This window comes from Pseudonocardia sp. DSM 110487 (assembly GCF_019468565.1).
In the GTDB taxonomy this organism is placed as follows: Bacteria; Actinomycetota; Actinomycetes; order Mycobacteriales; family Pseudonocardiaceae; genus Pseudonocardia.
In genome coordinates, this window is sequence record NZ_CP080521.1 from 9,695,959 (window position 1) to 9,715,681 (window position 19,723).

Annotated in this window: 20 protein-coding genes and 1 tRNA gene; 12 read left to right on the top strand and 9 right to left on the bottom strand. The window is 72.9% G+C overall.

Annotation, left to right across the window (positions count from 1 at the left end):
• The first annotated feature begins 1 nt into the window (after position 1).
• The 3 genes from K1T35_RS45335 to K1T35_RS45345 are packed head-to-tail and all read left to right on the top strand — an operon-like array spanning position 2 to position 1,511.
• Positions 2-808 carry an endonuclease/exonuclease/phosphatase family protein gene (locus K1T35_RS45335; RefSeq protein ID WP_220257798.1) on the top strand — a complete coding sequence of 269 codons (807 nt, stop codon included), beginning with the start codon at positions 2-4 and terminating at the stop codon, positions 806-808.
• A complete protein-coding gene (locus tag K1T35_RS45340) occupies positions 805-1,200 on the top strand; it encodes a nuclear transport factor 2 family protein (RefSeq protein ID WP_220257799.1) in 396 nt (131 codons plus the stop codon). The genes K1T35_RS45335 and K1T35_RS45340 overlap by 4 nt, the downstream gene beginning before the upstream one ends.
• Positions 1,197-1,511 carry an NIPSNAP family protein gene (locus K1T35_RS45345; RefSeq protein ID WP_220257800.1) on the top strand — a complete coding sequence of 105 codons (315 nt, stop codon included), beginning with the start codon at positions 1,197-1,199 and terminating at the stop codon, positions 1,509-1,511. The genes K1T35_RS45340 and K1T35_RS45345 overlap by 4 nt, the downstream gene beginning before the upstream one ends.
• 88 nt (positions 1,512-1,599) lie before the next feature.
• On the opposite strand, the gene K1T35_RS45350 is transcribed toward K1T35_RS45345, so the two are convergent.
• The 3 genes from K1T35_RS45350 to K1T35_RS45360 all read right to left on the bottom strand — a co-directional run bounded on the left by K1T35_RS45350 (position 1,600) and on the right by K1T35_RS45360 (position 3,940).
• On the bottom strand, positions 1,600-2,166 hold the full coding sequence (locus K1T35_RS45350) for a DUF6886 family protein (protein WP_220257801.1): 567 nt from the start codon (positions 2,164-2,166) through the stop codon (positions 1,600-1,602).
• Position 2,167: 1 nt separating this feature from the next.
• A complete protein-coding gene (locus tag K1T35_RS45355; protein ID WP_220257802.1) occupies positions 2,168-2,356 on the bottom strand; it encodes a hypothetical protein in 189 nt (62 codons plus the stop codon).
• 135 nt (positions 2,357-2,491) lie between these two features.
• Complete coding sequence (locus tag K1T35_RS45360; RefSeq protein WP_220257803.1) at positions 2,492-3,940, bottom strand: FAD-binding oxidoreductase; 1,449 nt, start codon at positions 3,938-3,940, stop codon at positions 2,492-2,494.
• Between the two features lie 100 nt (positions 3,941-4,040).
• On the opposite strand from K1T35_RS45360, the gene K1T35_RS45365 reads away from it, so the two are divergent.
• Positions 4,041-4,838: a cyclopropane-fatty-acyl-phospholipid synthase family protein gene (locus K1T35_RS45365; protein ID WP_220257804.1), complete on the top strand. Its 798-nt coding sequence runs from the start codon at positions 4,041-4,043 to the stop codon at positions 4,836-4,838.
• An 8-nt stretch (positions 4,839-4,846) separates the two neighbouring features.
• On the opposite strand, the gene K1T35_RS45370 is transcribed toward K1T35_RS45365, so the two are convergent.
• Together K1T35_RS45370 and K1T35_RS45375 are read right to left on the bottom strand one after the other, a co-directional pair.
• Positions 4,847-5,023 (bottom strand): hypothetical protein, encoded by a 177-nt coding sequence (locus K1T35_RS45370; RefSeq protein WP_220257805.1) that lies wholly within the window; start codon positions 5,021-5,023, stop codon positions 4,847-4,849.
• 280 nt (positions 5,024-5,303) lie between these two features.
• Positions 5,304-5,378, bottom strand: a tRNA-Thr gene (locus K1T35_RS45375).
• A gap of 96 nt (positions 5,379-5,474) precedes the next feature.
• Here K1T35_RS45375 and K1T35_RS45380 point away from each other — a divergent pair.
• From K1T35_RS45380 to K1T35_RS45395, 4 genes are all read left to right on the top strand, one after another.
• A complete protein-coding gene (locus K1T35_RS45380) occupies positions 5,475-6,887 on the top strand; it encodes a threonine/serine exporter ThrE family protein (RefSeq protein ID WP_220257806.1) in 1,413 nt (470 codons plus the stop codon).
• A 29-nt stretch (positions 6,888-6,916) separates the two neighbouring features.
• Positions 6,917-8,344, top strand: coding sequence for a trehalose-6-phosphate synthase (locus K1T35_RS45385; protein WP_220257807.1), 1,428 nt, complete (start codon positions 6,917-6,919; stop codon positions 8,342-8,344).
• Positions 8,341-9,096 carry a trehalose-phosphatase gene (gene otsB / locus K1T35_RS45390; protein WP_220257808.1) on the top strand — a complete coding sequence of 252 codons (756 nt, stop codon included), beginning with the start codon at positions 8,341-8,343 and terminating at the stop codon, positions 9,094-9,096. Before K1T35_RS45385 ends, otsB begins: the two co-directional genes overlap by 4 nt.
• Positions 9,097-9,203: 107 nt before the next feature.
• Positions 9,204-9,764, top strand: coding sequence for a TetR/AcrR family transcriptional regulator (locus K1T35_RS45395; RefSeq protein WP_220257809.1), 561 nt, complete (start codon positions 9,204-9,206; stop codon positions 9,762-9,764).
• A 14-nt stretch (positions 9,765-9,778) separates the two neighbouring features.
• Here the strand turns inward: K1T35_RS45395 and K1T35_RS45400 are convergent, their stop codons facing one another.
• On the bottom strand, positions 9,779-10,882 hold the full coding sequence (locus tag K1T35_RS45400) for a LacI family DNA-binding transcriptional regulator (protein WP_220257810.1): 1,104 nt from the start codon (positions 10,880-10,882) through the stop codon (positions 9,779-9,781).
• Positions 10,883-11,014: 132 nt separating this feature from the next.
• Here K1T35_RS45400 and K1T35_RS45405 point away from each other — a divergent pair, with 132 nt between their 5' ends.
• From K1T35_RS45405 to K1T35_RS45415, 3 genes are read left to right on the top strand one after another with little or no spacing between them, the layout of a single operon-like run.
• Positions 11,015-11,992 (top strand): metal ABC transporter solute-binding protein, Zn/Mn family, encoded by a 978-nt coding sequence (locus K1T35_RS45405; protein WP_220257811.1) that lies wholly within the window; start codon positions 11,015-11,017, stop codon positions 11,990-11,992.
• 5 nt (positions 11,993-11,997) lie between these two features.
• Complete coding sequence (locus K1T35_RS45410; protein WP_220257812.1) at positions 11,998-12,843, top strand: metal ABC transporter ATP-binding protein; 846 nt, start codon at positions 11,998-12,000, stop codon at positions 12,841-12,843.
• 8 nt (positions 12,844-12,851) lie between these two features.
• Entirely contained in the window at positions 12,852-13,694 is an 843-nt protein-coding gene (locus K1T35_RS45415; protein WP_220263267.1) for a metal ABC transporter permease, read from the top strand.
• Position 13,695: 1 nt separating this feature from the next.
• Here K1T35_RS45415 and rlmB read toward each other — a convergent pair whose 3' ends face one another.
• Together rlmB and cysS are read right to left on the bottom strand one after the other, a co-directional pair.
• Entirely contained in the window at positions 13,696-14,676 is a 981-nt protein-coding gene (gene rlmB / locus K1T35_RS45420) for a 23S rRNA (guanosine(2251)-2'-O)-methyltransferase RlmB (protein WP_220257813.1), read from the bottom strand.
• Positions 14,677-16,068 carry a cysteine--tRNA ligase gene (cysS, locus tag K1T35_RS45425; RefSeq protein ID WP_220257814.1) on the bottom strand — a complete coding sequence of 464 codons (1,392 nt, stop codon included), beginning with the start codon at positions 16,066-16,068 and terminating at the stop codon, positions 14,677-14,679. It lies immediately after the preceding gene.
• Positions 16,069-16,161: 93 nt separating this feature from the next.
• Between cysS and K1T35_RS45430 the strand changes: the two genes are divergently transcribed.
• Positions 16,162-16,578, top strand: a complete 417-nt coding sequence (locus K1T35_RS45430; protein ID WP_220257815.1) for a glyoxalase/bleomycin resistance/extradiol dioxygenase family protein — start codon at positions 16,162-16,164, stop codon at positions 16,576-16,578.
• Here the strand turns inward: K1T35_RS45430 and K1T35_RS45435 are convergent.
• Positions 16,544-19,690 (bottom strand): BTAD domain-containing putative transcriptional regulator, encoded by a 3,147-nt coding sequence (locus tag K1T35_RS45435; protein ID WP_220257816.1) that lies wholly within the window; start codon positions 19,688-19,690, stop codon positions 16,544-16,546. The genes K1T35_RS45430 and K1T35_RS45435 overlap by 35 nt on opposite strands.
• Positions 19,691-19,723 lie beyond the last annotated feature (33 nt).

The following is a 19,723-nucleotide window of genomic DNA, read 5'->3' on the forward strand; positions in this document are numbered from 1 at the left end:
GATGCGTGTCCTCACCCTCAACGTCCTCGCACCCACCTACCACGGCTGGGAACGTCGCCGCGAAGCGATCGTGGCCGGGGTCCGCGCCCTCGCTCCCGACGTCGTCGCTCTCCAGGAGGTCGTGGACGTCCCCGACCTGCTGGGGTCCGGCTGGCACGAGGTGTGGCACTCCCGCCGGGGCGACGGCGACGACGGGGCCGCGCTCGCCAGCCGCTGGCCGATCGGCGAGGTGCACGAGATCGACGGCCGCGTGACGCCCCGTGCCCGCGACCTCCCGTGGTCCGGCACGGTGGTCGCGGAGGTGCTCGCGCCGGAGCCCTTCCTCGCGGTGCACCACAAGCCGCTCTACCGGCTCGACGGCGAGCGGGAACGGGAGCTGCAAGCCGTCGCCGCGGCGCGGCTCGTCGAGGCGGTGGCCCCCGACCCGGACCGGCACGTGGTGCTGCTCGGCGACTTCGACGCCCGCCCCGACTCGGCGAGCATGCGGTTCTGGACCGGGCGCCAGTCCCTCGACGGCATAAGCGTCTGCTATCACGACGCGTGGGAGACCGTGCACGGCGACGACCCCGGCCACACGTTCACGCCGGATAACCCGCTGGTGCGGGCGGGCGGGTTCCACCTCGTACGTGGGCGGCGGATCGACTACGTGCTGGTGCGCGGCCGCCCGCAGGGTCCGACGCTGCGGGTGGTTTCCTGCGAGCGGGCGCTCGTCGAGCCGGTCGACGGTGTGCAGGCGAGCGACCACTACGGCGTGATCGCGGAGCTGGTGGTGCCCGAGCGGCCACCGGGGACACAGGGTTCCCTGTGAGGCCGGAGGACGAGGTGCTCGCCGCGGCGGCCGCGCGCGCCGACGCACTCGCCCGCGGCGACGCCGACGCACTCCGCGCCCGACTGCACCCGCTGTTCGGCTGGACCTCCCACCGCGGTGACACGTTCGACCGCGAGGCGTACGTCCGCCGCAACACAGAGGGCGACGTGCGCTGGCACGGCCAGACGCTCGAGGACGTCCGGGTGGTGGTCGTCGGCGACACGGCGGTGCTCCGGTGCACGGCGGTCGATCGCATCGAGGCCGACGGCCCGCAGATCTTCCGCATGCCCATGACCCAGACCTGGACCCACTCCGCCGAGGGCTGGCTCTGCCTCGCGGGCCACGCCGGTCCGCGCGTACGACCGGCGCGCTCCGGGTACGCCGGCATGTGATCACCTGTCATGTCCGCTACGAGGTCGAACCCGACCGGATCGCGGCGTTCGAGGCGTTCGCCACCCGGTGGATGGAGCTCGTCGAGCGCCACGGCGGCGTCCACCACGGCTACTTCCTGCCCGCCGAAGGCGCCAGCGACATCGCCTACGCCCTGTTCAGCTTCCCCAGCCTCGCCGACTACGAGCGGTACCGCGGTCGCTTCGGCGTGGACCCGGAGTTCGTCGAGGCCGACCGGATCCGCGACGACTCCCGGTGCGTCCGCCGCTACGAACGCACGTTCCTGCGGCCGCTGCTGCCGTCGGCCCGCTGAACGCGGCGGATCGGCGCGATGGTCGGAACGGGATCCGGCTTCTCCTCGACGATCGGGTGCGAGGTGAGACGGCGCGGCCGCGGCGAACTCATCGGTCCGGTGGCAGCGCGTTCCGCAACCGGATCCCGCTGAACCCGAGCGTGCTCGCCACGATCGCGTCCCAGAGCGGCCACAGCCGCGGGAGCACGCGCAGCTCGATGCCGGCCTCCTCGTGGAGCGCGAAGAGGTCCGCGACCAGCTCCGGTGGCCCGAGCGGCCGCACCGGAACCTCCGCGACGTGCGCGGTCGGCTCGGGCTCGCCACGCAGTCGCTCGGGCTCAGGTTCCCCGAACGGGCGGAACAGCGCCGCCGGGAGCCGGTACGCGTAGAGCTGCACCGAACGCATCCGCTCCAGCCACGCGTACTCGACGGCATGCAGGCGCGGCGCCCCTGACGGGCCGATGATGCGCGCGACGTCCGCGGCCGCGGAACTCGCGGTGGGCCACGTGAGCACCCGCGGGCACTCGCGTGGGAACCAGTACGCGGGAGCACGCTGAGCGTCGACGGCCCAGACGTACGCGCCCGGCACGCGTGCGGTGGCGGCGACGTGCGGGACGAACTCGGTGATCGTCGGGTCCTCCGAGAAGTGGAGGACCTCGCCGTCACCGGGACGCACGCTATTTTCTGCCGTACTCGGCCTGGACGTCGGCCTTCCAGGCGTCGTACTCGGTGCGGTCGTCCTGGAGCCCCATCTCCGCAACGCAGTCGGCGCACCGGCCGACCACCCAGAGGAGCGAGCCCCGGGAACAGCGCACGCACGAGCGCGGCTCCGCCATCACGTTGTGATCAGCAGCAGTGACGGTCACACCGCCGATCCTGCCACGGGCCCGCCAATAGACGAGTGAACACACCTCCACTGCCTGGCACACGTGGCTCGCAGCGTGATCACCTGTTGGGCGCAATGGCGGCCGCATCTGGCCGTGGGCGCACCAAACGGATGATCAGACCGACTGAGCGAAGTGGAAGAACCCATGCGGGTCATAGGCCCGCTTCACTTCGGCGAGCCTGGCGTAGTTCTCCGCGTAGTAGGCCTCCCGCCAGCCGGCGAGCGCGGGATCGATGAAGTTCTGGTACGCCTCCCCTCCGGAATACCGATCGATCACCGCGAACCCGTCGTCCGCCCACGCCTGGGCAGCGTGGCGGTCGGCCTCATCGGGCAGGTCCCGGTCCAGCCCCACCCAGAACGCCAGGTAGAACTGCGCGTCCCGGTGGACGTACGCCGACGCGCGGCGCGGAATGCGATTCACCTGACCGCCGAGCGCGAAGAAGCTCAACAGGCGAACCTGGCCGGGCCGCGGATCACGCTCGAACGCGGCCAGCATCTCGCCGATGCCCGTATCCGGAATCGCCTCGTCCATGAGGACACTGCGATCGACCATGAAATGCTGGCGCGGAATGGCCGCATCCGGATTCTGGCCAGTCCACTGCCGCTGGGCAGCCGTCATGTCGGCCACCCCGTACGCTGCGATCATGGCGTCGAGGTAGGAGTTCTCCTCGACCGACCGCATGTCCGGCCGGTTACCGACGTCCGCCACCAACGCGTCGAGGTGGCGTTCGAGCGTCGCCTGGTCGCCGAGCCACCCGCCTGCGACGTCGACCGTCGCGGGACCGTCGCCCGCCGCCGTGACGCTGAGCGCCGATCCGAGCTCGTCAGGGCCACCGATGATCCACCGCTGCCAGGCGCCGATCACCGCCTGCACGGCGTCCCACGGCCACCGGAGGTGGAAATTGACCATCGTGGGAACGCGCCGCGTACGCATCTCGTACTCGGTGATCACCCCGAAGTTCCCGCCCCCAGCGCCGCGCAGCGCCCAGAACAGCTCCGGCTCCTCCGACTCCGAGCACCGCACCACCCGTCCGCCGGCGAGCACGACCTGCGCCGCGAGCACGTGGTCGGACGCCATCCCGTAGCGCCGGGTGAGCCATCCGAACCCGCCCCCGCTCACGAAACCGCCCGCCGACACCGTCGGGCACATCCCGCCGGGCACCACGACGCCATCCCGCCACAGCGCGGGCAGGGCGTCGACCTGCCGCGCTCCCGCCCCGACGACCGCCCTGATCCCGTCACCGGCGTTCCGGGTGCCGACCCGGGACATCCGCGAGACGTCGACGACGAGCCCGTCGGTGGTCGAGTAGCCGCCGACGCTGTGCCCGCCGCTGCGCGGCACGGCCGGGATGCCGACGTCCTGGCAGAACGCCAGGCACGCCGCGACGTCCGCCGGCGTCTCGCAGAACGCGACCGCGCTCGGCCGCACCTCGTCGAACTGCGCCCAGTAGACGACCCGCGCCCGGTCGTACCGGGGATCGGACGGCGTCACGAGATCCCCGCGCATCGACCTGTCGAGCGGCTCCCAGACGGTGGGCCTCGCCTTCATCACCTCGATAGTCATGCCGCCATGCCAGCACCGGCACCGCCCGCGCGTCGTGAACGAATCGGTCACCACCTGGATGTCGGTCGCACGGACGTGGCCGGCAAGCGAACCTGTCCCGATGACCCTCGTCTCGGAACGTTTCCCCCGCAGCTCCCGCTACGACCCGGACTGGATCGTCGCCGGCATCTCCGGAGGCGCGAACTCGCTGTGGCTCACCGAGTGGCTCACCGAGGCGATGCCGCTCCGCCCGGGCATGAGGGTTCTCGACCTGGGCTGCGGGCGCGGCCTCTCGTCGGTCTTCCTCCACGCGGAGTTCGGCGTACAGGTGTGGTCGACGGACCTCTGGTTCAGCCCGGACGAACGCGCGCAACGCATCCACGACGCCGGGATGGCCGACGCCGTCTTCCCGATCCACGCCGACGCCCGCGCGCTCCCGTTCGCGGCGGGCTTCTTCGATGCGGTCGTCAGCATCGACTCGTTCGTCTACTACGGCACCGACGACCTGTACCTCGGCTACCTCGCCCGCTTCGTCAAGCCGGGAGCACCGATCGGCATCGCAGGCGCGGGGCTGGTGCAGGAGATCGACGGGCCGGTTCCCGATCACCTGGCCGCGTGGTGGGAGCCGAGCATGAGCTGCCTGCACTCGGCCGGCTGGTGGCGGCGGCACTGGGAGCGCAGCGGCGTCGCCGAGGTCGAGCTCGCCGACGCGATGCCCGACGGCTGGCGCTACTGGCGGGACTGGCAGCACACCGCGTCACCGGACAACAGCACGGAGATCGACGCCCTGACCGCGGACCAGGGGCGCTATCTCGGCTACGTCCGAGCGGTGGCACGCCGCCGCACCGACCGAACCCTCGACGACCCCATCGTGTCCATCCCGGTCTCGTACGCCGAGAAGCCCGTTCTTCGATCCTGAGCCCGGCCTCAGTCGGTTCCGGCCTCATCGTCCGCCGTCCGGGCCGACTTACTGGGTGCCTCCGCAGGGGGAGCATCGCGCCCGAGCTTGCGGTTCACCGCGTCGGCGGCACGGACACCGAGCAGGCATCCGCCGGTGCCGGCCAGAACGGCAGCGACGAGCCCTGCGATCTCCAGCGGGGTCACGAGGGCCGCTCGAACGTCGCGTCGTGCTGGTACAACCTCGAACCTCTCGTGGGGCGGGGAGCGCTGCTGCGCGAGATCACTCGAGGAGGTGATCGAATCACGAAGCCGGAGCGTTAGTCCCCTCCACTCACGCCGGCGGCAAGGTCCACAGGCCACGAGGCTTCCGGTAGTGCGTTCCGCGGAACGGCCGGTTCAGTCCGAGAGCACGATGTGCGCCCCGGCGAGGGCGATGAACCGGGTCTCGGAACGATCATCCGTCGTCGGCGACCGGGAACCGGCGTGGAGCCGGAGGTCGGGATCGAACCGACGACCTACCGCTTACAAGGCGGTTGCTCTACCACTGAGCTACACCGGCCGGTACCGACGACATCCTAGTAGCGCGATCGTGAGCCGCACCTACCCTGGGCGCCATGCCGCAGTCGATCGCCGCCAGTGGGGGCGGGGTCCCCGGATGACACCAGGCGAACGGTTCACCCGCCGGGTCCGCACCGCGCTCCGCCGCGAGGCGCACGGGTTCCTGCACGCAGGCCCGCCCACGGTGCAGCTGATGCGGCCGCTCGGCCCGAGAGTGCCGGACGACGCGCGGGTGCAGCAGGTCCTCGACCTGTGCATGCGCGTGGGCGAGGTGCTGCTGTCGAGCGGCGAGAGCGTGGACGAGACCTCGCAGACGATGACCCGGCTGGCCGCAACGGCGGGCCTGTCGGCGGTGGATGTCGACATCACGTTCAGCTCGATCACGATGTGCTGCCACCGGGGCATGGCGGCGGCGCCGGTCACGTCCATGCGGCTGGTCAACTACCGGGCGCTCGACCTCACGCGGCTGGAGGAGGTCGCCAAGATCGTCGAGCGCGTGGAGCGGGCCGAACTCGACATCGAGGCGGCGTCCGCGGCGCTCTCCGACGCGGTCAGCGCGCCGCACCCGTACCCGCGGTGGATCGCCACCGCCGGCTGGGCCGGACTCGCGGCATCCGTCGCGTTCCTCCTCGGCGCCGCACCGGTCACGGCGGTGGCGGCGTTCCTCGTCACCGGGCTCATCGACCGGCTCGGCCGGCTGCTGAACCGGTGGGGGCTGGCCGCGTTCTTCCGGCAGGTGGTCGGCGGGCTGGTCGCCACGGGAGCGACGCTCGCGTTGTTCGCCGTCGGTGTGTTCCCGCCGGGCACCGGACCGTCGCTGGTGGTCGCAGCGAACATCACGGTGTTGCTCTCCGGGCTGTCGGTCGTCAGCACCGTGCAGGACGCGATCTCGGGCTACTACGTGACGGCAGCCGGCCGCGTGGCGGAGATCGCCCTGCTCTCCGCGGGCCTGCTCACCGGCGTCGTCCTGGCATTGCGGATCGGGATCACGTTCGGCGTTCAGCTCGAGGTGGCCGGTGAGCTGCCCACCGGCGCCGGGCAGTTCAGCCTCTCCGTGCTCGCGGCCGCGCTGGCCGCCGCATCGTTCTCGCTGGCCGGTTACGCGCGGTGGCGGCCGCTGCTCGCGGCCGGGCTCGCGGGAGCAGCCGGTTGGGGCACGTACGGCGTGCTCACACAGGTCCTGGAGATCGGGGCGATCGCGTCCACCGGGGCCGCCGCGATCGTGGTGGGGATCGCCACCGGCCTGCTCCGCAGGGGTGGTGGCATCTCGCCGCTCGTCGTCACGCTCGCCGGCATCACCCCCTTGCTGCCGGGTTTCACGGCCTATCGCGGCTTCTACCAGCTCTCGGTCGAGGGCCTTGCCGACGGTCTGGTCACGGTGACGGTCGCGCTCGGCATCGGGCTCGCGCTGGCGGCCGGCGTCGCGTTCGGCGACTTCGTGGCGAGGCCGCGGCGCCCGGCCACTCCCGCCATCGTGGAATCACCACCACCGGAGCCGGACCGGCAGTAGGCTCGTGCGCAGATCGCACGAGGAGGAACATGCCGTCCGGCACCGCGCAGTCCGCTGATTTCGTGGTTGTGGCCAATCGCCTACCGGTCGACCTGGAGAAGCTGCCCGACGGCACCCAGCGCTGGAAGCGCAGCCCGGGTGGTCTCGTCACCGCTCTCGAACCGATGCTGCGCAGCCGCGACGGCGCGTGGGTCGGCTGGCCGGGCCTCGCCGACGCCGACGTCGAGCCGCTCGTCGAGGACGGTCTGCACCTGCACCCCGTGCGCCTGTCGGCGCAGGAGGTCGAGGAGTACTACGAGGGCTTCTCCAACGGCACCCTCTGGCCGCTCTACCACGACGTGGTGGCCCCGCCCGCGTTCCATCGCCACTGGTGGCAGGCCTACGTGCGGGTCAACCAGCGCTTCGCCGAGGTCGTGGCACAGGTTGCGGCACAAGGTGCCACCGTCTGGGTGCAGGACTACCAGCTGCAACTGCTCCCGGCAGCCCTGCGCGAGCTGCGCCCCGACCTGCGGATCGGGTTCTTCCTGCACATCCCCTTCCCGCCCACCGAGCTGTACATGCAGCTGCCGTGGCGCAGGCGGATCGTGGAAGGCCTGCTCGGCGCCGACCTCGTCGGCTTCCACACCCCCGGCGGCGCCCGCAACTTCCGCTGGCTCGCCACGAGGCTCGCAGGCGCCAGCCCTGGCCACGGGCGTACCGAGGTCGTGGTCGGCGGGCGCACGGTCAAGCTGGGTGCGTTCCCGATCTCCATCGACTCGGGCAACCTCGACCGGTTGTCGCGCAGCGCCGAGGTGCTGGAGCGCGCGAAGCAGATCCGCTCCGACCTCGGCGAACCGGAGCGCGTGGTGCTCGGCGTCGATCGGCTGGACTACACCAAGGGCATCGACGTCCGGCTGCGCGCCTTCGAGGAGCTGCTGGCCGAGGATCGCATCAGCGCCGACGACACCGTGATGATCCAGCTCGCCACCCCGAGCCGCGAACGCGTCGAGCACTACCAGAAGATGCGCAACGACATCGAGCAGGCCGTCGGGCGCATCAACGGCGAGTACGCCCGCGTCGGGCACCCCGCCGTGCACTACCTGCACCAGTCGCTCCCGCGGGACGAGCTGGTCGCGTTCTTCGTGGCGGCCGACGTCATGCTCGTCACGCCGCTGCGCGACGGCATGAACCTCGTCGCCAAGGAGTACGTGGCGTGCCGCCACGACAACGGCGGCGTGCTCGTTCTGTCGGAGTTCGCAGGGGCCGCCCTCGAGCTCAAGGACGCACTGCTGGTCAACCCGCACGACACCGACGGCGTCAAGAACGCGCTCCACGCCGCCCTGACGATCGGCCGGGATGATGGCCGCAGGCGGATGCGGGCGCTGCGCCGGCAGGTGCTGAGCCACGACGTCGATCGGTGGGCCCGCACTTTCCTCGACGCGCTCGGGCTCCCGCCCACCGAGAAGGCCGAGCGATGACCGACCTCCGCGCGGCCGTGCAGGCACTCGCCCACGCACCCCGCCTGCTCGTGGCCCTCGACTTCGACGGCGTGCTCGCCCCGATCGTCTCCGTTCCGTCGGACGCCCGGCCGCTCCCGGAAAGCGCGGCCGCCCTCGAGGAGCTCGTGGGCCTGCCCGGCACCGCGGTCGCGCTGCTTTCCGGCCGCGGCCGGGCCGACCTGGCCGCCGTCTCCGGGTTCGGCAGCCCGATCCGGCTGATCGGTAGCCACGGCAGCGAGTTCGACGACGACGGCGCATCCCTGCTCGACGACGAGCAGCGTGCGCGTCTCGACCGCCTGGCGGCCGAGCTGCGAGAACTCGTCGGCGGGGAGCAGGGGGTCACGCTGGAGACGAAGCCCGCGGGCGTGGCCGTGCACGTCCGCAACGCGCCTCCCGAGGTGGGCACCCGCGTGCTCGACGCCGTACGCGCCGGGCCGGCCGCATGGGACGGGATCGAGGCCACCCCGGGCAAGGCGGTGCTCGACCTGTCGGTCGCCCGGATGGACAAGGGCGCTGCGCTCGACCTGCTCCGCGAGCGCGAGGCGGCCGACGCCGTGCTGTTCGCGGGCGACGACGTCACCGACGAGACGGCGTTCGCCCGGCTGCGGCCCGGTGACGTGGGCGTGAAGGTCGGCCCGGGCGACACGGCCGCACAGCACCGGGTGGACGCCCCACCCGACATCACCACGCTGCTACAGCAGCTGGTCGAGACCCGCAGGCGCCGGGCATGATCACGGCCTCGGTGCGCCGACGGCCACATACGGCCGGGGACGCACCCGTCCGCTGATCATCCAGCAGCGTATCTTGTCAATGACAAGACCTGGGGTAGGGTGGTCGGATGCCCTACCACCACGGTGACCTTCGCCGCGCCTTGCTCGACACCGCGCTCGAGGCCATCGGGGAACAGGGACCAGCCGCGGTGAGCCTGCGCGACGTCGCCCGGCGCGCGGGCGTCTCGCACGCCGCGCCGACGCACCACTTCCGCGACAAGACCGCCCTGCTCACGACGCTCGCGGCGGAGGGATGGTCGCTGCTCGCCGACTCCTTGCGCGAGGCGGCCGTGGCCGGGGGTGACTTCGCCGAGCTCGGGGTGGCGTACGTCGTGTTCGCCACCTCCCACCCCGCCCACTTCGCGGTGATGCGGGCACCCGGCCTGGCCCGGGCCGACGACCCCGAGCTGGAGGCCGCGATGGGGCGGGCGCGCGTCCAGCTGGAATCGGGCGTGCAGCGGTTCGAGGCGAGCAGCACGCGCGACACCACCATCACGGCACTGACCGCGTGGTCACTGGTGCACGGCCTTGCCGCCCTGCTCCTGGAAGGCGCGGTACCGCTGAAGCCGGACACCGACGTGGCAGAGCTCGCGAGGGCCGTGACAGCGCGCCTGCGCCCCCCGGCCTGATCCGCCGAACGGTCTCACCAGCCAGAGAAGAAGCGCTCCTCCACGCGCGGGCGGCCGCTCGTCGAACCCACGATCAGCTCGGTGGGCAGCGTCACGCGGCGCGGGCGGTTGCGGTCGCCGCGCTCCAGGAGCAGCTCGCCCGCCACCCGCCCCTTCTCCAGCACCGGCTGGCGAACGGTGGTGAGACCCGCACGCTCGGCCTCCGGCACCCCGTCGAAGCCGGTGACCGTGAGCTGGTCGGGCACGGCCAGGCCGCGGTGGGCGGCGTGCCCGAGCGCGCCGAGGGCGAGGATGTCGGACGTGCAGACCAGGGCGGTGACGTCCGGGTGGGCCGCGAGCAGCGCCGCCGCCGCATCCTTGCCGGCGTCGACGCTGTGCTCGAAGCGCTCGTGGACGGGCACGTCGGCCCAGTCGACCCCCACCTCGGCGAGCCCGTCGCGGATGCCGGCGAGCCGGTCGCGCTGCACCGGGTAGGTGGCGTTCGCCTGCCGCTCCGGGGTGGCGGGGCCGTCGTTGTGGCCGGCCGCGAGGCGCATGCAGAGCACTCCGACGCGGCGGTGGCCGAGCGCGGTGAGATGCCGTGTGAGCGCGAGCATCCCCGCCCGGTCGTCGACGCCCACGCGGTCGACACCGTCAACGCCCATCGGCTGGTCGCACACGACGGTCGGCAGCGGCCGTTCGAGCACGGCGAGGAAGTGCGGGTCGTCCTCCCGCACCGAGTAGACGACGAACCCGTCGACACCGGCCTGGTGCACCGCCGTGACGTCCACCTGGTCGGGGCTGACCGGAACGAGCAGCAAACCCTGCCCCGCCTGCTCGCACGCGAGCGCGAGCCCTTCGAGGAACCCGGTGGCGGCGGGGTCCCGGAACGCGTACGACAGCGCCTCGGTGAGCAACAGACCGACCGCGCCCGCCTTGCGGGTGCGCAGCGATCGCGCGACCGGGTCCGGCCCCGGGTAGCCGAGGCGCCGCGCCGCCTCGAGCACGCGGGCCCGCAAGGGCGCGGAGAGCTGGTCAGGACGGTTGTAGGCGTTCGACACCGTCGTCCGCGAGACACCGAGTTCGGCAGCGAGCGAGGCGAGAGTCGCGGGACGGCGGACATTGGGAGGCCCTGCCATCGTCGAACCGTAACGGTTCAGACACTCCACGGGAAACTCGTGTGACACGGCCCTCCGAACAGGCGCCACCCGAACGGCTAGAGTGAATCGACAACGGTTATCAATTCGATCGACTCGGGGAGTGCATCCGCCATGCCGTTCCGCCGCGCTGCCGTCGCCGCGCTCGCCGTGCTCACCGTCGCGGGCTGCGGCTCCGCCACCCAGACGCCCGCAGCCGCCCCACCCGCCGAGGACGCGGCCGTGCCGGTCGTCGCCTCCACGAACGTCTACGGCAGCATCGTCGAAGCCGTCGGCGGCGACCACGTCACCGTCGACTCGCTGATCGACGATCCCGCCGCCGATCCCCACTCCTACGAGAGCACGCCCGCCGATGCCGCAGCCGTGGCCAAGGCCAAGCTCGTCGTAGTCAACGGCGGTGGCTACGACGACTTCCTCCCGCGGCTCGTGGAGTCCTCGGGAGCGAACCCGACCGTCGTCGACGTAGCCGGCATCTCCGGCCTGGTTCCGGCGGAGGAGGAGCACGCCGCGGAGGAGGCGCCCGCCGAGGGCGAGGAGCACGAGCACGGCGAGTTCAACGAGCACTTCTGGTACAGCCTGCCCACCGTGCAGAAGGTCGCGACGCAGATCGCCACCGATCTCGCCGCCGCCGACCCGGCCGACGCCGCCGAGTTCACGGCCAACGCGGATGCCTTCAACGCCCGCCTGGCGGAGCTGATCACCCGTGCCGAGGCGATCGGCAAGGCGCAGCCCGGCGCCCGGGTGGCGGTCACCGAGCCGGTGCCGGGCTACCTCGTGCAGACGGCAGGGCTCACCGACGCCACACCCCACGAGTTCACCGAGGCGATCGAGGAGGACACCGACCCGCCCGCCGCGGCGCTCCAGGAGACGCTCGCCCTGTTCTCCGGTGACCCGGTGCGCGCGCTCATCCTCAACGCGCAGACGGAGACCCCCAGCACCAACCAGGTTCGGGACGCGGCGCAGACTGCAGGGGTGCCCGTCGTCGAGATGACCGAGACCCTTCCCGAGGGCGTCCCGGACTACGCCACCTGGATGGGCGGCCAGATCGACGCCCTCGCAGGGGCTCTCGGCACACGCCCGTCCGGAAGCTGATGTCCATGGCCGCGCCTCCCACCACACCACCGGACGTCCCGACGCTGCCCGTCGCGACGCCCGCGGTGTCGCTGCGCGGGGCGCGCGTCAGCTTCGGCGACCGCACCCTGTGGGACGGGCTCGACCTCGACGTCGCCCCCGGCGAGTTCGTCACGGTGCTCGGCCCCAACGGCTCAGGCAAGACCACGCTCGTGCGCGTGCTGCTCGGCCTCCTCCCGCTCACGGCGGGCGAGGTGCGGATCGCCGGCCGGCCGCCGCGGCGCGGGAGCCCCGGCATCGGCTACGTCCCGCAGCAGAAGGCCCTCGATCCCGACCTCCCGCTACGCGGTCGCGACCTCGTCGGGCTCGGGCTCGACGGTCACCGCTTCGGCATCGGGTTCCGCGGCCGCCGGGAGCGCCGGGAGCGGGTGGACGCCGCGCTCGCCGCGGTCGGCGGCACCCCGTACGCCGACGCGCCCGTCGGCCGGCTCTCCGGCGGCGAGCAGCAGCGGCTTCGGGTGGCCCAGGCCCTGGTCGGTGGGCCGGACGTGCTGCTGTGCGACGAGCCGCTGCTCTCGCTCGATCTGTCCCACCAGCGCACGGTCACCCGGCTCATCGACGAGCGGCGCCGGGCCGCCGGCACCTCGGTCCTGTTCGTCACGCACGAGATCAACCCGGTCCTCCCGCTCGTCGACCGCGTGCTCTACCTCGTGAACGGCCGGTTCCGGATCGGCCCGCCGGAGGAGGTCATGACCTCCGAGGTGCTATCGGAGCTCTACCGCACCGAGGTGGACGTGCTGCGGGTCCGCGGGCGGCTGGTCGTCGTCGGGGCGGAGGACCACGGCGAGCACTGCCACGAGGAGTCGGCGTGACCGAGCTGCTGGGCAGGCTGTTCTCGTTCGAGGACATCGGCGAGCTGCTCGCGCTGCCGTTCGTGCAGTCGGCGTTCATCGCCTGTGCCGTGCTCGGTCTCGTGGCGGGAGTGCTCGCACCGCTGATCGTCTCGCGCGGGATGTCCTTCGCCGTGCACGGCACGGCGGAGCTCTCCTTCACGGGCGGGGCGGCGGCGCTCCTCACCGGGATCGGCGTCGAGTTCGGCGCTGTCGCGGGCGCGGTCGTGGCGGCGCTCGTGTTCGGCTTCCTCGGGTTGCGGCAGCGCGAGCGCGACTCGGTGATAGGCGTGGTGCTCGCATTCGGCCTCGGCCTCGGGGTCCTGATGCTCGCGCTCTACCCCGGCCGCGCGTCGAACAAGTTCGGGCTGCTCACCGGCTCGATCGTGGCGGTCGACACCACGAACATCGCGGTGCTGAGTGTCGTGTCGGTGATCGTGATCGGCGCGCTCGCCGTGCTGTACCGGCCACTGCTGTTCGCCAGCACCGATCCCGACGTCGCCCTCGCCCGCGGCGTGCCAGCGCGGATGCTGTCGCTCGTGTTCGCCGTGATGATCGGGCTCACGACGGCACTCGTGGTGCCGATCGTCGGGGCGATCCTCGTGCTCACCGTGATGATCGTGCCGGGGGCCGCGGCCGCGCGAGTCACGGCCAACCCGGTTGTGGCCACGGTCCTCGCGGTGGCGTTCGCAGAGATCGCCCTGCTCGGCGGGATCCTGCTCTCGCTCGCGCCGGGCCTGCCTATCTCCGGCTACGTGGCCACGATCGCGTTCCTCACCTACGTGGCCTGCCGGGTGGTGGGCCGCAGGCGCCGCCAGGTGGCGGCGGCCTGACTCAGCCGCGTCGGACCCGCCGCTGCCGGGCCACCTCGGCCAGCACCACACCCGCGGCCACCGAGGCGTTCAGCGACTCGACCTGCCCCGCGAGCGGGATCGAGACTGTGACGTCGCAGGTCTCCTTGACCAGCCGGGACAGTCCCTTGCCCTCCGAACCGATCACGAGCACGAGCGGGTCGGTGGCCATCTCGAAGTCGTCGAGCGAGACCGAGCCCTCCGCGTCGAGGCCGGCGATCATGAACCCGGCGGTGGCGTACTCCTTCAGCGTGCGGGTGAGGTTGGTGGCACGGGCCACCGGCACGCGGGCGGCGGTGCCCGCCGACGTGCGCCACGCGACGGCCGTCATGCCGGCGGCCCGCCGCTGCGGCACGACCACACCGTGCGCACCGAACGCGCCGACCGACCGCACCACGGCGCCGAGGTTGCGCGGGTCGGTGACGCCATCGAGCGCGACGATCAGCCCCGGGTCCGGCGACTCGCTCGCCGCCTCCAGCAGCTCGTCGGGGTGGGCGTAGGCGTACGGCGGCACCTGCAGCGCGATGCCCTGGTGCAGCGCTCCTCCGGTGATCCGGTCGAGGTCGCCCCTGGGAACCTCGAGGATCGAGATGCCGCGGTCGGCGGCGAGCTGGACGGCCTCGGCCACCCGCTCGTCGGCGTTCGTGCCCAGCGCCACGTGCAGCGCGGTGGCCGGCACCCCGGCGCGGAGGCATTCCACGACCGGGTTGCGACCGAGCACGGTCTCCGGGGTCTCGCCGTCGCCGGGACGCCGCTTGTCGCCGGCACGGCCGCCCTGCTTGGACTTGGTGTTGGCGGCGCGGGACGCCTTACGGGCAGCGGGGTGGCCGGGCCGCATCTCCGCGGGCGGCGTCGGGCCCTTGCCCTGCAGCGCGCGCCGCCGCTGGCCGCCGGACCCGACGACCATGCCCTTCTTGGTGCCCTCCTTGCGCATCGCTCCGCGGCGCTTGGAATTGCCGGCCATCTATCCGTCCTTCAAGGACCAGGTGGGTCCATCGGGTGAATCTTCCACTGCGATCCCTGCAGCGGTGAGGCGGTTGCGCAGCTCGTCGGCGGCGGCGAAGTCGCGGCGGGCCCGCGCCTCCTGACGCTGGACGAGGAGGTCCTCGACGAGCGCGGTGAGCGCGCCGGTGGCGCTGTCGGCCGAGCGGTCGTGCTCGGCCCAGTGCGGATCGAGCGGGTCGAGCCCGAGCAGGCCCGTCATCGCACGCACGGACCCGGCGGCGGCCAGTGCCGCGGCCCGGTCACCGCCGTCGAGCGCGGCGTTGCCATCCCGGACGGCGCCGTGGATGGCCGCGAGCGCGGCGGGCGTGCCGAGGTCGTCGTCCATTGCGGCGGTGAACTCCGGCGACACGGCGCCCACCTCGGGGGCAGCGATCCGCTCCCGCACCCTGTGCACGAACGACTCGATGCGCCGGTACGCGGCCACCGCCTCCTGCAGCGCGGCGTCGGAGTACTCGATGGCCGAGCGGTAGTGCGGCCCCACCAGGTAGTAGCGCAGCTCCACCGGGCGCACCCGCTGCAGCAACGCCTCGATCGACAGCGTGTTGCCGAGCGACTTGGACATCTTCTCGCCGCCCATGGTGACCCAGGCGTTGTGCAGCCAGTAGCGGGCGAACGGATCGCCGGCCGCGTTGGACTGCGCCCGCTCGTTCTCGTGGTGGGGGAACACCAGGTCGAGCCCGCCGCCGTGGATGTCGAACTCGGGGCCGAGGTAGAAGGTGGCCATCGCCGAGCACTCGAGGTGCCAGCCGGGGCGCCCCCGGCCCCACGGGGTGGGCCATGACGGCTCCCCCGGCTTCGCCGCCTTCCACAGTGTGAAGTCCTGAGGGTCGCGCTTCGCGCCGCTCGTCCCCTCGCCCTGCGCGACGTCGTCGACCTTCTGGTGCGACAGCTCGCCGTAGGTGGGGAACGAGCGCACCGAGAAGTAGACGTCGCCGCCCGCGGGGTAGGCGTGGCCGCGCTCGATCAGCCGCTCGATCAGCTCGGCCATCTGAGTGACGTGGCCCGTGGCGCGCGGCTCCACGGACGCCGGGAGGCAGCCCAGCGCCTCGTAGGCGGCCGAGAACGCCCGCTCGTGGGTGGCGCCCCACTCCCACCACGGCCGACCGGCCTCCGCGGACTTGCGCAGGATCTTGTCGTCGATGTCGGTGACATTGCGCACCAGCGCGACGTCCAGCCCGCCGTGGGCGAGCCACCGGCGAAGCACGTCGTAGTTCAGGCTGGAGCGCACGTGCCCGATGTGCGGCAGACCCTGCACGGTGGCCCCACACACATACATCGACGCAGCCCCGGCCCGCAGGGGGACGAAGTCCCTCTGCATCCTCGTGGCGGTGTCGTGCAGGCGAAGGCTCACGACTCCAGGGTACGGAGCCGGTGTGGCGTGCATCGCGCGCGGTGTTCCGTTTCGTCCACGACGGGCGTCGGGGACCCCGCAACGATGGACGGCATGAGTCAGTTGACAGCCCTCTACCCGCGGCTCGTCGTCGAAGGCGCCGATGCCGCCCTCGACTTCTACGCCCGCGCGCTCGGCGGCACCGTCACCGAGCGCTACACCGGCCCCGACGGCCGTGTCGTGCACGCGATGGTGGAGGCGGGCCCGGCCCGCTTCGCCGTCAAGGACGCGGGCGACGGCGACCCGGCTCCCTCCGGCGAGGGAATTCCGGTGATCATGTCGCTCGACGTGTCCGATGCCGACGCCGTGGCCGAGCGCATGCTCGGCGCAGGCGCGACGGTGATCTTCCCGGTCGCCGACCGCGGGTACAGCTACGGCGGCCGCCTGCGTGACCCGTTCGGCCACCAGTGGCTGATCGCCCAGCACACCGGGAACCTCACGCCCGAGCAGATCCAGGAACGGGTCGGCTGAGGTCGCCCAAGGGAATCCCTACGGCCTGCTCGGGGCGCAGGGTACTGCCGTACTCGTATCTCTCCTGGTATGCGGCGTCGGAGAGCTCGGCCCGGGCGGCCGCCTCCGCGCGGTCGACGTCGGCCCGTTCGGCGGGTGGCCGCGGCGCGCCAACCTCTTCGCGGGCCGCGGCCGCCGCACCGAGCAACGTCGCTGCCTCGGCCGCCCGCCCGGCCAGCGCGGCTGCGCCGGCGAGACCGTCGAGCGCGGCGGCCTGCGCGCGGATGTCGGCTACCGCCGAGGCGATCGCGAAGGCCTCCCGGTGCCGCGCGACCGCCTTCTCCGCCTCGCCGCGCTGCTCGGCGAGGAACCCCAGCTCGGTGAGGACAACCGCGCGCGGCGTCGGATGCAGCGAGACGGACTCGACGGTGTCGGTGAACGTGCGCAGCCTGCGCTCGGCCTCGTCGAGGTTCCCTGCCCGCCGGGCGAGCAGCGCGAGCCCCAGGATCGCAAACCCGCGGCCGGGCCCGTATCCCTGCTCGGTGGCGAGCCGCAGCCCGCGCTCGAGCAGTCGAAGGGCAGCATCGTGGTCGCCGCGCAGCATCGCCAGCCGCCCGAGCCACGAGTAGCGGTCGGCGGCCTGTGGCCACAGCCCGAGCTCCGACGCGATCCGCACGCCGTCCTCGTGCAACCGGGCCGACTTCCCGAACTCGCCCCGGATCTCGGCGAGCGCGGCGAGCCACTCGCTCGCCTGCAGCCGGCCCCACCGGTCGCCGAGCTCGCCGAACAGCCGGTGGCTCTCCTCCGCGGCGGCCTCCATCCGCACGAGGTCGCCGTGGGCGTGCGCCTGCTTCGCCTGCGCGCTCAGCGCCGCCGCGACTCCCCAGGTGTCGCCGGCCGCCCGCAGCGCGGTCAGCGTGTCCTCGACGAGCCGCTCGCTGACGTCCGGCTCGAGCAGGTCGGTCCCGGCGAAGCCGACGAACAGCCGCGCGCGGGCCGGCGCCTTCGGAGGCAACCCCGAGACGTCGACCGGCTCGCCGGCCAGCAGCCGGATCCCCGCGCGCCAGGTCTCCGCCGCGGCGCGCTCGTCCGCCGGGCCGCCCGCCGTCGCGAGCACCGTGTCGAGCGAGCGAATGGCCTCGCGCAGCCGCCCGCGCAGCACCCACGACCACGCGAGCGCGTTCACCAGCCGAAACGCGGTCGTCGCGTCGTCGGCGAGCGCGAAGTCGAAGGCGGACTGCAGATTCGCGGCCTCCGCGTCGAGACGGCCGAGCCAGATCTGCTGGTCAGGACCGCGGAGGCCGGTCTGCGACCGCTCGGCCAACGCGAGGTGGTGCGCCGCGTGCCGGCGACGTGTGGACGCCTCCTCGCCGGCCTCGGCGAGCCGCTCGAGACCGTAGGCCGCGATCGACTCGAGCAGCCCGTACCTCGTGCCGGCCGGCGTCGACGTCGTCGTGACGAGCGAGCGATCCACCAACCGGCCGAGCAGGTCGACCACGTCCACGGCGTCGACCCCGTCGCCTACGCACGCCGCCTCAGCCGCGGCGAGGGTGCAGCCCTCGACGTGCACGGCGAGCCTGCGATGTACCGCGCGTTCGCGGTCCGGCAGCAGCTGCCAGCTCCAGTCGATCGTCGCGCGCAGCGTCCGCTGCCGGGCCGGCCCGCCGCGCTGCCCTGCCGCGAGCAGGCGGAAGCGGTCGTCGAGCCGCGCGGCGAGCTCGTGCACTCCCAGCGCGCGGACCCGCGTCGCCGCGAGCTCGAGCGCGAGCGGGACACCGTCCAGGCGCTGGCAGATCGCCGCGACCACACCCGCGTCGAGAGGATCGCGCGAGCCTGCGGCCTCGGCGCGCGCGAGGAAGAGCGCGACCGCGTCCTCCTCGGCGAGCGACGGCACGACCGAGACGTGCTCGCCAGCGATGCCGAGCGCCTCCTGACTGGTGGCGAGCACGCGTACCTCCGGCACGGTCGCCAGCATGCGGGCCACGACCTCGGCGGCCGCGTCGACGACGTGCTCGCAGTTGTCGAGTACGAGCAACATCCGGCGCGCGCGCAACGCAGTGGTCAGCAGATCGATCGGTGCGGCCACCCGGTCGCGGGTGCTGACCTCCAGGACGCGAAGGACCAGCTCCGCCACTGCGGCGGCGGACGCGTCCGGCTCGAGTGCGGTGAGAGCGACCAGCCAGGCGCCGTCTGGGTAGGTGACCGGATCGGCGCCGCGCGCGACCTCGAGGGCGAGCCTCGTCTTGCCGACGCCGCCGGAGCCGGTGAGCGTGACGAGCCGGCTCCGCCCGAGCAGCGCGCGGAGCTCGGCGACGGCCTCGGAGCGGCCGACCATCTCGGTCACGGGTACGGGCAGGTTGGTCCGCAGCCGCGTCGGGGGCGCGGCAAGGGTCGGAGCCTGCTCGAGCACCGCCTGCCGCAGAGCAGCGAGATCGGGGCTCGGATCGATGCCGAGCTCGTCGGCAAGGCACCTGCGCAGGTCGTCGTAGCTGTCGAGCGCCTCGTCCTGCCGGCCCGCGGCGTACAGCGCGCGGATGTGGAGGGCGCGCAGCCGTTCCCGCAACGGGTGCTGGGCGACCAGATCGGCGACTTCCGCGGCGAGCGTGCTGTGCTCGCCGAGCGCGAGCCGCGCCTCGGCGAGCTCTTCGAATGCGACGAGGCGCTCCTCGTCCAGCCGAGCCGCGAACGGCTGCGCGAACGCGTCGTCGCGGAAGTCGGCGAGCGCGGGACCGCGCCACAACCCCAGTGCCTCGCGGAGCAGGCCGGCCTTCTCGCGCGGGTCGCCCGCGGCCGCGGCCTGGACGGCCAGCGCGCGGAACCGGTTGGCGTCGACCGCGTCATCCGGGATCCGTAGCCGGTAGCCGGGCGACTGGTACCCGACGAGGGCCCGCCCGCCGGGTGCGGCCTCCTCCAGCGAGCGCCGGAGCTGGGACACCTTCGTCTGCAGCGTGTTCGTCGGGTTGCCGGGCGGGTCGTCGCCCCACAGGTCGTCGGCGAGCCGGTCGGCCGGTACCGGGCGGCCCTCGTGCGCGAGCAGATCCGCGAGCAGGGCGCGGACCTTGAGCTCGGGAACCCGGACCGGCGTCCCGTCCGCCGTCCACACGGCGAGCGGCCCCAGCACCCCGAAGCGCATGGGCTGAGGGTAGGTCGTGCGCGGCACCCCCAG

Excerpts from the sequence above, each read along its gene's own strand:
- K1T35_RS45335 (WP_220257798.1), top strand. The coding sequence starts at position 2 with ATGCGTGTCCTCACCCTCAACGTCCTCGCACCCACCTACCACGGCTGG.
- K1T35_RS45360 (WP_220257803.1), bottom strand. The coding sequence starts at position 3,940 with ATGACTATCGAGGTGATGAAGGCGAGGCCCACCGTCTGGGAGCCGCTC.
- K1T35_RS45365 (WP_220257804.1), top strand. The coding sequence starts at position 4,041 with ATGACCCTCGTCTCGGAACGTTTCCCCCGCAGCTCCCGCTACGACCCG.
- K1T35_RS45380 (WP_220257806.1), top strand. The coding sequence starts at position 5,475 with ATGACACCAGGCGAACGGTTCACCCGCCGGGTCCGCACCGCGCTCCGC.
- K1T35_RS45385 (WP_220257807.1), top strand. The coding sequence starts at position 6,917 with ATGCCGTCCGGCACCGCGCAGTCCGCTGATTTCGTGGTTGTGGCCAAT.
- otsB (WP_220257808.1), top strand. The coding sequence starts at position 8,341 with ATGACCGACCTCCGCGCGGCCGTGCAGGCACTCGCCCACGCACCCCGC.
- K1T35_RS45395 (WP_220257809.1), top strand. The coding sequence starts at position 9,204 with ATGCCCTACCACCACGGTGACCTTCGCCGCGCCTTGCTCGACACCGCG.
- K1T35_RS45400 (WP_220257810.1), bottom strand. The coding sequence starts at position 10,882 with ATGGCAGGGCCTCCCAATGTCCGCCGTCCCGCGACTCTCGCCTCGCTC.
- K1T35_RS45405 (WP_220257811.1), top strand. The coding sequence starts at position 11,015 with ATGCCGTTCCGCCGCGCTGCCGTCGCCGCGCTCGCCGTGCTCACCGTC.
- K1T35_RS45410 (WP_220257812.1), top strand. The coding sequence starts at position 11,998 with ATGGCCGCGCCTCCCACCACACCACCGGACGTCCCGACGCTGCCCGTC.
- rlmB (WP_220257813.1), bottom strand. The coding sequence starts at position 14,676 with ATGGCCGGCAATTCCAAGCGCCGCGGAGCGATGCGCAAGGAGGGCACC.
- K1T35_RS45430 (WP_220257815.1), top strand. The coding sequence starts at position 16,162 with ATGAGTCAGTTGACAGCCCTCTACCCGCGGCTCGTCGTCGAAGGCGCC.
- K1T35_RS45435 (WP_220257816.1), bottom strand. The coding sequence starts at position 19,690 with ATGCGCTTCGGGGTGCTGGGGCCGCTCGCCGTGTGGACGGCGGACGGG.